The organism is Streptomyces sp. NPDC107521 (genome assembly GCF_055598485.1).
This window is the reverse complement of sequence record NZ_JBVKAT010000003.1, coordinates 240,065-254,375: the sequence shown is the minus strand read 5'-3', so window position 1 is coordinate 254,375 and position 14,311 is coordinate 240,065. Positions and strand designations below refer to the sequence as shown.

Below are 14,311 nucleotides of genomic sequence, written 5' to 3'. Positions count from 1 at the left end.
GGCTCACGGCTCACGGCTGACCGGGTCGGCCTCGGCTCCGGTGAGCGGTCCCGAGTCCGAGCCGTTCTGCGGCAGCCCCTCCGGCCCCGACGCCTCGGTCGCGATGGAGCACGTGGTCTTCCGCCGCGCCCGGCGCGGCGGACCTGTGCCGCATGGGCTCTCGGCGGCCATCGGGGCGGGCTCGCGCGGCGCGCCGGTCGGGCCGTCCGGGGCGGGAAGGGAGCAGCCTTGCGAGGCTCATCTCCCGTCCGCGATAGCCGTGTTCGGGTACCGTGCGGTTCGGCGGGTGCCCCGCCGTCGGTGCGACCGGGACGCGCTGCGGCGCGGCGTCGGACACATCCCGCGGGAGGCGCACCCGCGCAACCGCACGGCCCTGGAGAACCCGCCCCCGGGACAGGACCTGCCGCTGGAGCAGGTGCGGAAGCGCCGCGCGGGGTGGGCGTCCTCGGCTTCCCCGACGAACTGCCCATGGGCCCGCACATCCGGGCCGGCCGCGGAAAGGAACGGTGATGGAGTACTCCGTCCTGCTGCCCATCGGCCCCACCCGGCCCGAGCAGGCCGTCCCCTTCGCCAACCTGGTGCGGTGGACGGCCGCCGAGCGGCTGTGGCTGGGGCAGGGCATGGTGCTGGAGTCGCAGCACCTGGTGAGCTGGCTCTCCGGGCTCGGCATCCGGGTGCCCACCGGCTTCGGCGTCTCGCTGATGCCGTTCCGGTCGCCCTACCACGCCGCGGTCGAGGCGCGTTCCGTCGCGATCACCACCGGCCGTCCGGTGGTCGCCGGGTTCGGCCCCGGCGCGGTCGCGCTCCAGCGGGGCCTGCTCGGACGGCCCTACAGGAGCCAGATCGGCGCCGCCAAGGAGTACGTCCGGATCGTGCGGGACCTGCTGGCGGGCCGTACCGCGGAGGCGGAGGGCGGGCACTTCACCGTCTCGGCGACTCTCCTGCCGGCCCCGGCACCGCCGGTATCGGTCGGCCTCGGGGTGCTGCGCGAGCGGATGGCGGTCGCGGCGGGGGAGGTCGCCGACGCGGCCGTCACCTGGATGGCGGGTGCGCGGTACCTCGCGGACACGCTGGTCCCGGCGATGCGGGGCGCCGACCGCGGCCCCGGCGCCCCGCTGCGGGTGAGCGCCATCGTGCCCTTCGCCCTGGCGGCACCCGGCCGCGACCCGGTCGCCCTCGCGTCGGCGGCGTGCGGTTCGCACATCCGACTGCCGCACTACCGGGACACGTTGCGCCGGGCCGGCGTCGTCGTGCGGGGCGAGGCGGGCGAGGACGCGCGGGCGCTGGTCGACGCCGGGGTGTTCCTGTACGGGGACGCCGACGGGATCCACGGCGCGCTCGGGGAGTTCGCGGCGGCCGGGGTGGACGAGGTGGTGCTGAACGCCACGGGCGTGACCCTGACGCACGGCCCCGAGGCGGCGGCCGACGACCTGCTGGAGATGCTGCGGGGCGTCACCCCCGAAGCGGAGCCGGGTGAGCCGGACCGGGATTGACCGGCGGAGCGGGGTGACCGGCATACCGGGATGGCGGGCACACCGAGGTGACGGGCACACCGAGGTGACGGGCGTACCGAGGTGACGGGCGTACCGGGATGACGGCATCAGGTCCCCGGCGGGCGCGGGCGCCCAAGCACCGGCGCCCGCGGAGAGCCCGGAGACGCCCGGGGCGCCAGCGGACGTGTGCTCGCGGGATGCGCGGCGCAAGATCCGCAGGGTGCCGTCCCGGCCGCCTCCGGCTCGGCCGCCGCCGCGTGCGCGCCTCGCCCCGCGGCGGCAGCCCTCGGCCGCGCAGCGCGTGCCCGGTGCCGCGCGCGCCCGGTATCGCGCGTGCCCAAGGGAGACGGCCCGGCCCACCTCGCCCCCTCGGCGCGCCGCGCGCAGCCTCCGGCCGCGCCGCGGAAGGTGCGCGGCCGGTCGCCGAGGTCCGTGACCGCGCGGTCCCCGGGACCGCGCGGTCGAGGCCGAGGCGGAGCCCGGTCGGACGGCCACGGGTGCCGGCGGCGTCCGAACCGGGGCTCCGGCCCAGGAGGCGGGAGCGTCACGAAATGCTGCGACGCCCTCGCCCGGGAAGGGCGCCGGGGCCGTTCAGCCCGCTTCGGTCGCCCGGACGCCGGTCCCGTGGCACCCCGCGTAGGGGCGTCCCGAACCGCACCAGCACTCCGCCCCCCGCTCCGGCGGCCACGCGGTCGCCCGGCCCCGGGCCGCCAGGGTGGTGGCGTACTGGGGGAGCAGGGACACGTCGGACGGGGAGGCGGCCTCGGAGGCGGCGAAGGCCTCGTAGGAGGGGACCGTGCCGTGGACGACGCCCAGGTTCGCGGTGCCGGAGGCGGCGAGTTCGCGCAGCGCGTCCTCCACGGTGGCGGCGTGCCCCGCGGGCGAGGGGTACTCGTCGGCCAACGCCGGGTAGGAGTCCAGCAGTTCGGCCAGCTCGTCCTCCGGCCAGTGCAGCACGGCGACGGGGAAGGGGCGCGAGAGCGCCTCGCGGTAGGCGCCCAGTTCGGCGCGGAGCCGGGAGATCTCCGCCTCCAGGTCGGCCGGGTCGTCGGATCCCAGCGACCACACCCGGCCGGGGTCGTGCAGCTCGTCCAGGGTGACCGGCATCGAGTGCAGGGTGTCCGCCAGACGGTCCCAGTCGTCGTGCGGCGCGCCCAGCATCCGCCGCACCCGGTGCCGTCCGTAGAGCAACGGGTGCGTGGCGTACGGGGGTTCGGTGACGCCGGTCAGCAGCAGACGGGCGCCCTCGGTGAACGTCTCCTGCGCCGCCTCCAGTTCGTCGTGCGCCTCCAGGGCCTCGGCGGCGATCACCCACGGCGCCGGATCGCGGGGGGCCGCCGTGCGCACGCCGTCGATGATCGCGCGGGCCTCCGCCTCGTGGCCGTACTCCCACAGGTTGGACGCCTTGAGCGCGCGGACCAGGGCCGGGCCGTCGAGGCCGGCGGGGGAGGAGAGCAGGCGGTCGTAGAGCCCGGTCGCGGCGGCCCGGTCGCCGGACAGCTCCAGATGGGCCGCGGCGCGCAGCAGCAGCGCCTCGGCGTCCTCCGGGTAGAGCCCGGCGGTCCGTTCCAGGCGGGCCGCCTCGGCGGAGTGGTCGACGTTCTCGGCAGGCGTGTCGGGGCGCATGGGTGACACGGTACTGCGGCCGGATGACGGGAGCGGGGCGCCGGCCGCCGCGACGGGTGAACCGGACGGGACGGTCCCGGGACCCCGCCCGCCCCCTGCCCTGCCCCGCCCTCGGTCCCGCCGGTGCGGGTTGCGCTCCCGGTCCCTCGACGGGTTCCTCCCCCGGCCGCGCCGGTCGCGCTTTCGGGGCGCCGGGCCGGGGGAGGGACGGGGGCTGCGCCTCCCGGGGCCGTGGGCTCCCGCCCGTCCCCGAGCACGCCGGATCGGGGCGCCCGCGGGTCCGGGCGCCCTGGGGCAGCGCGGGCCCGCCGGGGTATAAAGGGCGGACGCGTCCCTGAGCGAGGCGAGCGGAGGGAGGGGTGCCGATGGGTTCCGGGAGAACCGGCCGGGCCGTCCCGCGCCCCCTGCTCGTCCTGCTGCTCGTGCTGCTCCCCGCCGCCCTCGTCGAGGCCGGCGGCCTCACCGCCGGGCTCGCGCTCGCCGTGACCGCCACCGCCGCGGCCGGGGCGGCGCTCGCCGTCTGCGCGGTCATCACCGCCCGTTGCGCGCCCGCCGTGCCGCCCACCCGGGTCCGCACCGCGATCCGCGACCGCGACCTGCGCACCGCCTTCCTGCCGCAGCGCGACCCCGACGCACCCGGCCGCCGCAGGCCCAGGGCACCGGGCGCGGCCCTCCCGGCGACCGCCGCGTAGGGCACCCCCGGAGCGTCTCCGAGGCCCCCGCGCGGGCCGCGTCGTCATGCCGCCGTTCCCACCGCCCGGCACGACGAGACCCCCGGAGGGCTCCGTACCCATGTCCCCGTCCGCACCCCTGGCCGCCTTCGCCGCCCTGGTCGAGCGCCTCGCCGACCTGCTCCAGCCCCTGTTCGGCGCGTCCGCCGCGGCCGCCGCCGTCGTCCTGTTCACCGCGCTCGTACGGCTCCTCGTCCACCCCCTGTCCCGGGCCGCCGCGCGCGGCCAGAAGGCGCGCGCCGCGCTCCGGCCGAGGATCGCGGAGCTGCGCCGGCGGCACGGCCGCGACCCCGAGCGGTTCCAGCGGGCCCTGCTGGAGCTGCACGCCGAGGAGAAGGTGTCGCCGCTCTCCGGCTGCCTGCCCGGCCTGTGCCAACTGCCCGCCTTCTTCCTCCTCTACCAGGTGTTCTCCCGCTCCTCGATCGGCGGGGAGGCCAACGCCCTGCTCTCCCACCGGCTGTTCGCGGCGCCGCTCGGCGGCCGGTGGGCCGACGCCCTCGCCGACGGCGGACCCGCGGGCGGCGCCGGACTCGTCCACGCCGGACTCCTGGCCGTGGTCGCGGTCGTCGCGCTGGCGGGCTACCGGCTGACCCGGCGGACGATGGACCGGCAGCCGCCGGTGCCCGCCGCGGCCGTGGAGGGGGAGGGAATGCCGGGACTGGCCGCCGTCGGCCGGATCATGCCCTTCATGTCCTTCTTCACACTGGTCACCGTGGCCGTCGTGCCCCTGGCCGCCGGGCTCTACCTCGCCACCAGCGCGGCCTGGAGCACCGTCGAACGGGCCGTGCTGTACGGCTGACGGCCCGCCGCCCGCCCGCCCCGGGTGGTCCGGAGGATGAACGGCTGTTGCGGACCGGGCCCCGCGGCTGGACGATCACACCGTCCTCCCGGGGCCCCGGCCGTGTCCGGCCGCCCGCCGCCGGGCGGGCGCACGCGAGCGAGGGAGTGGTGGACATGAGGCTGCTGCGAGTCGGCGCGGCGGGGTCGGAACGGCCGGCCCTGCTCGACGCGGAGGGAACCCTGCGGGACCTGTCGCACCTGGTGCCGGACATCGACGGCGCGCTGCTCGCCGACGAGGAGGCCCTCGCCCGGGTCCGGGCCGCCGGGGAGGACGGCGCGCTGCCCGTCCTGGACCCGGCCGGGCTGCGCGTCGGGCCGCCCCTCGGCTCCATCGGCAAGATCGTGTGCATCGGCCTGAACTACCACGACCACGCCCTGGAGACCGGTGCGGAGCCGCCCGCCGAGCCGGTCGTCTTCCTGAAGACCCCGGACACCGTGGTCGGGCCCGAGGACACCGTGCTGGTGCCGCGCGGCTCCACCCACACCGACTGGGAGGTGGAGCTGGCCGTGGTCATCGGGCGCACGGCCCGCTATCTGGAGACCGCCGAGGAGGGGCTCGCCCACGTCGCCGGGTACGCCGTCGCGCACGACGTCTCCGAGCGGGAGTACCAGCTGGAGCGCGGCGGTACCTGGGACAAGGGCAAGAACTGCGAGACCTTCAACCCGCTGGGCCCCTGGCTGGTCACCGCCGACGAGGTCCCCGACCCGCAGGCGCTGTCACTGCGGCTGTGGGTCAACGGGGAGCTGATGCAGGACGGCACGACGGCCGCGCAGATCTTCCCGGTGGGCGAGGTCGTGCGGTACCTGAGCCACTTCATGGTGCTGCGCCCCGGCGACGTCATCAACACCGGGACCCCGGCGGGGGTGGCCAAGGGGCGGCCCGCCCCGCAGCCGTACCTGCGGGCCGGGGACGTGGTGGAGCTGGAGGTCACCGGACTGGGCCGCCAGCGCCAGGAGCTGAAGGACGCCTGACGGGGGCGCGGGGCGCGGGCCGGCCCGGTACGGGGGGAGCGGGCGGCGGCCCGGTACGGGGGTGTGCGGCAGGCGGCGCGCGGCCTGCGGCGGACGGTACGGCGCCCCGGCCAGTCGCCCAGGGCCCGGCGGCGCGGTCGCCCGGGGCCCAGCGTCCGGCCGCGCATCCGCTGCCGGTACCGGTACCGGTACGCCGTAGGGCACCCGGCCGCGCATCCGGTACCGGCACCCCGTTCCGCGCCCGTCACACCGGCACCCGCCCCAGGGCCGCGCCGTCCGCCCCCGGCGCCGCCCCGCGTGGGCGCGTGCGGAGCCCGGTCCGGACGCCGCCCGTCCCGGGCCGTACGGGCAACGCGCGGCGGGCGTGCCGTTCACAGCGCAGCGCGGAGCATACGCAGCGCCCCGCCCGTTCCCGCGCGGCGCGCACGGTCCGCGCCCCCGGCGGGCCGAACGAGTGCGGGCCGTCCGCGTGACAACCGCCCGGTCCGGGAATGTCGCACCCCTTCCGCACGGCCCGGCGGCCAAGCCTGGGAACCATGCATTCCATCAGAAGACGCGTGGCCGCGCTGCGCCCCAGACTGGGGCGGACCGGACTGGCGTGCGCACTCGTGGCAGGGCTCGCTCCCGCCCTGGTCGTCGGGGTGGGGGTCGCACCGGCCCAGGCCGCCCCGCTGCCGGGCGGGCTCGGGCCCTGTGTCCCGGGGGACTGCCCGGATCCCTTCCCGGGCATCAACAACGGCCCGTTCGCCGGCCGGGACAACGGCATCAACATCTTCGTCGGCGACGACTTCCTCGTGCGGGGCCGGGCCGTCGAGGCCGAGGGCCGGGTCGTCGTCCTCGACGACTTCGACATGGACAAGGACACCGCCGGCGGTGCCATCTACAACATCGGCATCGTCGGCGTCGGCTCGCGCGTGCCCCCGCCCGACGGCGCGGACTTCCTCACCACCGGCGGCGACATCACCGTCGCCGCCGGCCAGCGGCTGATCGCGGAGGGCGGGGTCGTCCGTTACGCCGGAACGCTGACCGGCACGGTCGACGGCGAGCTGGTCCACGACCCGAACGCCGCGCAGCCCTACATCCCGCTGCGCGGACAGCTCACCGCCGCCAGCCAGTGCTACGCCAGGGTCGACGGGGCACCCCGTCCGGCCACCGGCACGGCGGTGAACCAGGGGTTCCAGACGCTGTTCACGGGTGACGGCACCTCCGCCATCCAGGTGTTCAACGTGGACTTCGACCTCACCGGCCCCGGCGGCGGCCAGCAGGGCCTCGCCTTCGAGAACATCCCGGACGGCGCGACGATCCTGGTCAACATCGTCGGCGCCAACCGGGTCATCAACACCTACAGCGGCGGTCTGGACGACGCCACCGACCCGATCAACGCCTACCGCGAGCGTCTGCTGTGGAACTTCCCGGACGCCACCACGGTCGACCTCGTGGGCTCGGGCCAGTTCCAGGGCAGCGTCCTGGTGGGCCAGCCGGAGTCGATGACCACGGTGTCCCTGCCGGGGGTCAACGGCCGCTTCCTCACCAGCGGTTCGCTCACCCACACCAGCGCCCAGACGGGCGTGGAGTTCCACGCGTACCCCTTCGACGGCGATCTGCCGGACTGCGGCGAGCCGCAGCCGGTGACCGGCGAGGTGCGGGTGGAGAAGACCGACGTGGAGACCGGTGACCCGCTGGCGGGCGCGGAGTTCGAGCTGTGGGAGGAGACCAACGACATCCCCGGTCTCCAGACCACCGGCGCGGACCCGGACACCCAGGTCGGTGACACCTGCACCACGGGCGACAACGGCCTGTGCACGCGGACGGTGGAGACCGGTACGTACTACTGGCTGGAGACGGCGGCCCCGGACGGTTACGAGCTGCCGGACCCGAACGTCTTCGGCCCGCTGGTGCTGACCGAGGGCAACGCCCCCGAGGGCGTCCAGGTCACGGCCGAGAACACGCCGTCCGGTCCGTTCACCCGGACCGGCGAGGTGCGGGTGGAGAAGACCGACGCGGACACCGGCGACCCGCTGGCGGGTGCCAAGTTCGAGCTGTGGGAGGAGACCAACGGCGTTCCCGGTCTCCAGACCACCGGCGCCGACCCCGACACCCAGGCCGGGGACGTGTGCACCACCGATGCGGACGGTCTGTGCACGCGGACCGTGGAGTTCGGTACGTACTACTGGCTGGAGACGGCGGCCCCGGACGGCTACGAGCTGCCGGACCCGAACGTCTTCGGCCCGCTGGTGCTGACCGAGGCCAACGCCCCCGACGGCGTCCAGGTCGGGGCGGCCAACACCGCGAGCGGTGAGCCCCAGCCGGTCACCGGCGAGGTACGGGTCGAGAAGGTCGACGCCAACACCGGAAACCCGTTGGAGGGCGCGGAGTTCGAGCTGTGGGAGGAGACCAACGGCGTTCCCGGTCTCCAGACCACTGGTGCCGACCCCGACACCCTGATCAGCGGTTCCTGTGTCACCGGCACCAGCGGCGCGTGCGCCCGGACGGTCGAACCGGGCACGTTCTACTGGCTGGAGACGGCGGCCCCGGACGGTTACGAGCTGCCGGACCCGAATGTCTTCGGTCCGCTGGTGCTGACCGGGGCCAACGCCGAGCAGGGCGTCGAGGTCCAGGCGGAGAACACCCCGGTCACGGTGCCGGTCTCCGGCGAGGTGCGGGTCCACAAGACCGACGCCGACACCGGGAACCCGCTGGAGGGCGCGGAGTTCGAGCTGTGGGAGGAGACCAACGGCGTTCCCGGTCTCCAGACCGGCGGCGACAACCCCGACACCCAGGTCGGCGACACCTGCACCACGGGTGCCAACGGCCTCTGCACGCGCACCGTCAATACCGGTACGTACTACTGGCTGGAGACGGCGGCCCCGGACGGCTACGAGCTGCCGGACCCGAACGTCTTCGGTCCGCTGGTGCTGACCGGGGACAACGCCGACGACGGCGTCCAGGCCGAGGCGGAGAACACCCCGGTCAACGTGCCGGTCACCGGTGAGGTGCGGGTCGAGAAGACCGACGCCGACACCGGGAACCCCCTGGCGGGTGCCAAGTTCGAGCTGTGGGAGGAGACCAACGGCGTTCCCGGTCTCCAGACCACCGGCACCAACCCCGACACCCAGGTCGGCGACGTCTGCACCACGACCGCCAACGGCCTCTGCGTGCGGACGGTCGACCCCGGTACGTACTACTGGCTGGAGACGGCGGCCCCGGACGGCTACGAGCTGCCGGACCCGAATGTCTTCGGCCCGCTGGTGCTGACCGGGGACAACGCGTCGGACGGCGTCCAGGTCCAGGCCGAGAACACCCCGAGCGGCGAGCCCCAGCCGGTCACCGGTGAGGTGCGGGTCGACAAGACCGACGCCACGACCGGTGCTCCGCTGGCCGGCGCGGTCTTCGAGCTGTGGGAGGAGACCAACGGCGTTCCCGGTCTCCAGACCGGCGGTGCCGACCCCGACACCCGGGTCGGCGGCACCTGTGTCACCGGCGCCGCGGGCGTGTGCGCGCGGACGGTGGACACCGGCACCTACTACTGGCGCGAGACGGCCGCTCCCGACGGCTACGACCTGCCCGACCCGAACGTCTTCGGCCCGCTGGTGCTGACCGAGGACAACGCCGAGCAGGGCGTCACCGTCGAGGCCGAGAACACGCCGAGCGAGCAGCCCGGCGAGGAGGGGTCCATCACGGTGGAGAAGACCGACGCCAAGAACGGCGAGCCGCTGGCCGGCGCGGTCTTCGAGCTGTGGGAGGAGACCAACGGCGTCCCCGGTCTCCAGACCACCGGTTCCGACCCGGACACCCGGATCGGGCGGTCCTGCACCACCGACGAGCGGGGCACCTGCGCCTTCGACGACCTCGCGCTCGGTGAGTACTACGTGCTGGAGACCGCCGTGCCCGAGGGCTACCGGCCCCCGGCCGACCCGGTCACCGGCCCGCTGGAACTGACCGCGGACAACGCCGAGCAGGGCATCACCGTCCGGCTCAGCAACAAGCGCGGTGAGCACGGCGAGGGCGGCTACGGCGACTCCGGCAAGGACGGCTACGGCGACTCGGGCAAGGACGGCTACGGCCAGTCCGGCAAGGGTGGCTACGGCCAGTCCGAGCAGGGTGGCTACGGCGAGTCCGAGAAGGACGGCCACGGCCGGCCCGGGAAGGGCTACGGGGCCGAGTAACGGCAGTACGGCACCGTCACCCGGCACCGCCGGGGAGCGCCGGCCGCGGGGCACCCGCCCCGCGGCCGGCGTTCGCGTTCCGGGTGCGCGGGGCCGGGCGCGCACCGCGCCGGGGGAGCACCGGCTCCGGGACGCGGCGACGGCGGAACACGCACCGTGCCTGACCTCCGACCCCCCACGTGGCGCCCCACGTACGGCGGCCCCACGTACGGTGTCCCCGGGGCCCGGGGCCCGGAGCCCGGAGCCGTCTCAGCCGAGGAGCGCGGCGGCCAGCCTCCGCCAGCCCTCCCGGGGCAGTCCCGTCGCCCCGTCCTCCTCCACCAGTTGCACGGCGACATGGTTCGCGCCCGCCGCGTGGAAGACGGCCACCCGCTCGCGGACCGCCCGTTCGTCCCCCCAGGCGAAGACCGCGTCGACCAGACGGTCGCTGCCGCCCCCGCTCAGGTCGTCCTCGGTGAAGCCCAGCCGCAGGAAGCTGCGCGTGTAGTTGGGGAGTTCCAGGTACCGGGCGAGGAAGGCGCGGGCGGTGGCCCGGGCCCGGCCCGGGTCGGTCTCCAGCACGACCTTCAGCTCCGGCGCCAGCAGCGGGCCCGCGCCCAGGATCCCCCGGGCCTCGGCGGTGTGCTGCGGCGTCACCAGATACGGGATCGCGCCCGCCGCCCGGTCCCGGGCCAGCTCCAGCATCCTCGGCCCCAGCGCGGCCAGCACCCGGCGCTCCGCCGGGACACCCTCGCGGTCCAGCGCGTCGAGATGGTCGGTCATCGTGGCGTACGGGCGGCCGTAGCCCGCCACCCGGGGACCGTGGCTCACCCCGAGGCCCAGCAGGAAGCGGCCGGGATGGGTGGCCTCCAGCCCGGCGAAGTCGGCCGCCGCCGCGGGCGCCGGGTGCTCCCAGACGCTCTGGATGCTGGTGGCGACGGTGATCCTGCCGGTCGCCGCCAGCAGCGGGGCGGCGTGCCCGGCCGAGCTGTTGCCGCCGAGCCAGAGCGCGCCGAAGCCCAGTTCCTCCAACTCGGCGGCGGCCTCGGCCCGTTCCCCGGCGGAGGCGGGGCCGTCGGGGCGGAGCAGCGTGGTCCACACGCCGTGCCGCCCGATCGCGCTCTTCGTGGCTGCCGTCGCGTCGTTCATCGTCGCCGTCCCTCCGGTGGGTGCCGTGCCCGTCAGCGGGTGGCAACCGACGGGAGCGGACGGTGATTCCCGCCCCCGCCCGAACGGGTCACCGCCCGGGGAGGGGCGGTTCGGGTGACTCCAACACCGGTCGGGAGCAGGCCGGTTGTGGGTCGTCGACCCGGCGTCCGCCGCGGTGGGCCGGGGAACGAGCCGCCGCGCGAAGGCTGGTGGGGGCCTCGATGCGGTGCCCCCTGCCCCGGCACCGGGTGCCCGTCCGGTACGCCGCCGACCCGTCCGGACCCGTCCCGCTCCGCCGCGTGGCGCCTGCGGGCGAACCGGGCGCCGTTGCCCGGGGGCGGACCGAACAGGGCCGTGTACGGGGGCCGTTGGGGTGCGGCGGACATCGGCGGCCGACGGCGCGGGTCCCGCTCCCGGTCCGCCCCGGTCGGCGGGAGCCCGGGCACCATGCCGTGGGCGAAGGAGCGGAGAGCCGGGCGTCGCTCCCCTGCCTCCCGGCCCCGGCACCGCCGGGGGAGGCCGGGGCACCGGGGCGGCCGGGAGGGCGGGGCCGACGGCGGTGTCCCGGAGGCTGGTGGCATGGGTGGCGTGGGCGGTGCGGTCCGGGCGGGTCCCGGGGCCGTCGCTCACAGGCGTACCGTCACGCCCTCCCGGGCCGAGCGCCGCGCGGCCTCCAGCACCTCCAGGACGGCCGCCGCCTCGCGGGCGCCCACCGGGTTCGGGGCACCGTCGCGCAGGGCCGCGGCCACGGCGGCGTAGTAGTCCGGGTAGGCGCCCGGGACGCCGGGCTCCACCCGTCCGCCGCCGGTCGTCGGGGACTCGCCCGCGCCGACCCGGCCCCACAGCGACGCGTCCTCCTCGCCCCACCCCGGACCCGGCCGCAGCCCCTCGCGCAGCGCCGCCTCCTGGGGGTCGAGGCCGTACTTGACGTAGCCCGCGCGCGACCCGAGCACCCGGAAGCGCGGGCCCAGTTGGGCCGCGGTGGCGGAGACGTACAGATGGGAGCGGACCCCGCCCGCGTGGGTGAGCGCGAAGAAGGTGTCGTCGTCCGCCTCGGCGCCCTCGCGGCGCACCAGGGACTCCGCGTACACCCCGGTGACCGGGCCGAACAGCGCGAGCGCCTGGTCGACGACATGGCTGCCGAGGTCGTAGAGGAGACCGCCGATCTGGGCCGGGTCGCCGGACTCGCGCCAGCCGCCCTTGGGCTTCGGCCGCCAGCGCTCGAAACGGGACTCGAAGCGCCAGACGTCCCCCAGCCCGCCCCGGTCGAGCAGTCCCCGCAGGGTGAGGAAGTCGCCGTCCCAGCGGCGGTTCTGGAAGACCGAGAGCAGCAGGCCCCGGGCCTCGGCCAGCGCCGCCAGTTCGCGGGCCTCGGCCGCCGTGCCCGCGAGCGGCTTGTCCACGACCACCGGCAGCCCGGCGCCCAGGGCCCGCTCCGCCAGGGCGACATGGGTCCGGTTCGGGGTGGCGACGACGACCAGGTCCAGCTCGTCCGCCCGGTCGAACAGCTCGTCGGCGGTGGCGGCGGTGCGTGTCCCCGGGTACTCGGTGCGGACGCGCCGCTGCCGCGCGGGGTCCGAGGTGACCACCGTGTCCAGGGCCAGTCCCCCGGTCGCGGCGATCAGCGGGGCGTGGAAGACGGAGCCCGCGAGGCCGTAGCCGACGAGACCGACGCGCAGGGGGTCACGGGGGGAGGAAGCGCTCATGTCCTCCACTTTCGCAACGTGGTTGCCTTAGTGCAAGCGGCGGGGACAATGGACGCCGTGAGCCCGCCCCGCACCGCCCCGTCCGCCGCCCCCGCCCCCGCCCCCGGCCTCCGCGCCCCGCGCAGCCGCAGCACCGCCCGGGTCCTGGACCTGCTGCGCGCCGCGGGACCCGGGGGTGTCAGCCGGCTGGAACTGGCCGGGCGCACCGGGCTCACCCCGCAGGCGGTCAGCAGGATCACCGCCCGGCTGCGGGCGGACGGCCTCGCCGCGGAAGCCGGGCGCCGCGCCTCCACGGGGGGCAAGCCGCCCACCGTGCTGCGCCTGGTGCCGGAGGCGGGGCACGCGGTCGGCGTCCACCTGGACCGGGACGAGCTGCGGGCCGTGCTGGTCGACCTGGCGGGCACGGTGATCACCGAGCGCCGGCTGCCGCTGGACCTCGGGGCCGGGGCGGCCACGGTGGTGGAGACGGTGGCCCGCACCGCACGGGCCCTGGTCGCGGACGCGCTGCGGCCCCCGGGCGGGGACCCCACCGCTGCCCCGACCCTCCTCGGCGCGGGCGTCGCGCTCCCCGGCCCGCTCGACCACGCGCGGGGGGTGCTCCACCGGGTGACCGGCTTCCCCGCGTGGGAGGGCCACCCGCTGCGGTCCACCCTGGCCCGCCGCCTCGGCGTCCCCGTCGCCGTGGACAAGGACACCAACGCGGCGGCCCTCGGCCTGGCGGTGGGGGGCGACGCGGCGACGGGGACGGCCTCCGGCGCGGTACGGGACGGTGCTTCGGCCCCGGCGCCGGGCGGTACGGCCGCCGGGGGCCACGGCGACGGACCGGGGGACGGCGCGCGGGCCGCCGACGGGACGCCTGGGGAGGGGGCGGGCGGGGCGTACGGGGACGGGGCGGCGGGGCCCGGTGGACGGGGCGGTTCAGCCGGACCGGACGGGGCGTACGGCGCCGGGCCGCGCACCGGTTCCAGGACCGGGGCCGGGGCCGGCGCGGGCGGCGGCACCGGCGCGGCCCGCGCGGCCGGTGGGGAGGGCGGGACCGGGCGCGGCGGTTCGTTCGCCTATCTGCACCTCGGGACCGGGCTCGGGGCCGGACTGGTGATCGGGGGAGAGGTGCACCGGGGGGCGCGGACCGGCGCGGGGGAGTTCGGGCACCAGGTCGTCCACCTGGACGGGCCGCCCTGCACCTGCGGAGACCGGGGCTGCCTGGAGGCGCTGTGCCTGGCCGCCGTCGCGCGCGGCGACCTCACCGGCGCCGCCCGGGTCCTCGGCACCGGTGCCGCCAACCTCGTCGCCCTGCTCGACATCGACCTCGTCCTGCTCGGCGGCCGTACCGTCGCCGCCGCGCCCGAGACCTTCCTCACCGGCGTCCGCGCGGTCCTGGACGCCCGGGCCCGGCGGTCGGGCGGCGGGGAGGGCGCCGTACCGGTGCGGCGGGCCCCCGGCGGGCCGCGCGCGGTCGCGGAGGGCGCGGCCCACCTGCTGCTGGCACCGCTGTTCGGCCGCGACGAGGCACCCCCGAGCCCCTGAGCCTCCCCGGCCCCGGCCTGTCGCCTCCGGCTGTCGCCTGCCGTACCGGCCTGTCGCCTGCTGCCTGCTGCCTGCTGCCCGGCCTGCCGCCTCCGGCTGTCGCCTGCTGCCCGGCCTGTTGT

Annotated in this window: 9 protein-coding genes; 6 read left to right on the top strand and 3 right to left on the bottom strand. The window is 76.8% G+C overall.

Annotated features, from left to right (window positions below):
- Positions 1-509 precede the first annotated feature (509 nt).
- Positions 510-1,493 (top strand): LLM class flavin-dependent oxidoreductase, encoded by a 984-nt coding sequence (locus tag ACZ7LB_RS07110; protein ID WP_471465866.1) that lies wholly within the window; start codon positions 510-512, stop codon positions 1,491-1,493.
- A gap of 591 nt (positions 1,494-2,084) precedes the next feature.
- On the opposite strand, the gene ACZ7LB_RS07105 is transcribed toward ACZ7LB_RS07110, so the two are convergent.
- Positions 2,085-3,119, bottom strand: coding sequence for an SEC-C domain-containing protein (locus ACZ7LB_RS07105; protein WP_471465864.1), 1,035 nt, complete (start codon positions 3,117-3,119; stop codon positions 2,085-2,087).
- A gap of 365 nt (positions 3,120-3,484) precedes the next feature.
- Between ACZ7LB_RS07105 and ACZ7LB_RS07100 the strand changes: the two genes are divergently transcribed.
- From ACZ7LB_RS07100 to ACZ7LB_RS07085, 4 genes are all read left to right on the top strand, one after another.
- Positions 3,485-3,811, top strand: coding sequence for a DUF6412 domain-containing protein (locus ACZ7LB_RS07100; protein WP_471465862.1), 327 nt, complete (start codon positions 3,485-3,487; stop codon positions 3,809-3,811).
- 118 nt (positions 3,812-3,929) lie between these two features.
- Complete coding sequence (locus tag ACZ7LB_RS07095; protein ID WP_471466063.1) at positions 3,930-4,649, top strand: YidC/Oxa1 family membrane protein insertase; 720 nt, start codon at positions 3,930-3,932, stop codon at positions 4,647-4,649.
- Positions 4,650-4,804: 155 nt separating this feature from the next.
- Entirely contained in the window at positions 4,805-5,662 is an 858-nt protein-coding gene (locus tag ACZ7LB_RS07090; RefSeq protein WP_471465860.1) for a fumarylacetoacetate hydrolase family protein, read from the top strand.
- Positions 5,663-6,198: 536 nt separating this feature from the next.
- A complete protein-coding gene (locus tag ACZ7LB_RS07085) occupies positions 6,199-9,828 on the top strand; it encodes a SpaA isopeptide-forming pilin-related protein (RefSeq protein WP_471465858.1) in 3,630 nt (1,209 codons plus the stop codon).
- A 249-nt stretch (positions 9,829-10,077) separates the two neighbouring features.
- On the opposite strand, the gene ACZ7LB_RS07080 is transcribed toward ACZ7LB_RS07085, so the two are convergent.
- Positions 10,078-10,956, bottom strand: a complete 879-nt coding sequence (locus tag ACZ7LB_RS07080; RefSeq protein ID WP_471465856.1) for an LLM class F420-dependent oxidoreductase — start codon at positions 10,954-10,956, stop codon at positions 10,078-10,080.
- A gap of 626 nt (positions 10,957-11,582) precedes the next feature.
- A complete protein-coding gene (locus tag ACZ7LB_RS07075) occupies positions 11,583-12,662 on the bottom strand; it encodes a Gfo/Idh/MocA family oxidoreductase (protein ID WP_471465854.1) in 1,080 nt (359 codons plus the stop codon).
- A gap of 57 nt (positions 12,663-12,719) precedes the next feature.
- Between ACZ7LB_RS07075 and ACZ7LB_RS07070 the strand changes: the two genes are divergently transcribed.
- Positions 12,720-14,189 carry an ROK family transcriptional regulator gene (locus ACZ7LB_RS07070; RefSeq protein WP_471465852.1) on the top strand — a complete coding sequence of 490 codons (1,470 nt, stop codon included), beginning with the start codon at positions 12,720-12,722 and terminating at the stop codon, positions 14,187-14,189.
- Positions 14,190-14,311 lie beyond the last annotated feature (122 nt).

Coding starts and splice junctions, on each gene's coding strand:
- ACZ7LB_RS07110 (WP_471465866.1), top strand. CDS start 510: ATGGAGTACTCCGTCCTGCTGCCCATCGGCCCCACCCGGCCCGAGCAG.
- ACZ7LB_RS07105 (WP_471465864.1), bottom strand. CDS start 3,119: ATGCGCCCCGACACGCCTGCCGAGAACGTCGACCACTCCGCCGAGGCG.
- ACZ7LB_RS07090 (WP_471465860.1), top strand. CDS start 4,805: ATGAGGCTGCTGCGAGTCGGCGCGGCGGGGTCGGAACGGCCGGCCCTG.
- ACZ7LB_RS07080 (WP_471465856.1), bottom strand. CDS start 10,956: ATGAACGACGCGACGGCAGCCACGAAGAGCGCGATCGGGCGGCACGGC.
- ACZ7LB_RS07085 (WP_471465858.1), top strand. CDS start 6,199: ATGCATTCCATCAGAAGACGCGTGGCCGCGCTGCGCCCCAGACTGGGG.
- ACZ7LB_RS07100 (WP_471465862.1), top strand. CDS start 3,485: ATGGGTTCCGGGAGAACCGGCCGGGCCGTCCCGCGCCCCCTGCTCGTC.
- ACZ7LB_RS07075 (WP_471465854.1), bottom strand. CDS start 12,662: ATGAGCGCTTCCTCCCCCCGTGACCCCCTGCGCGTCGGTCTCGTCGGC.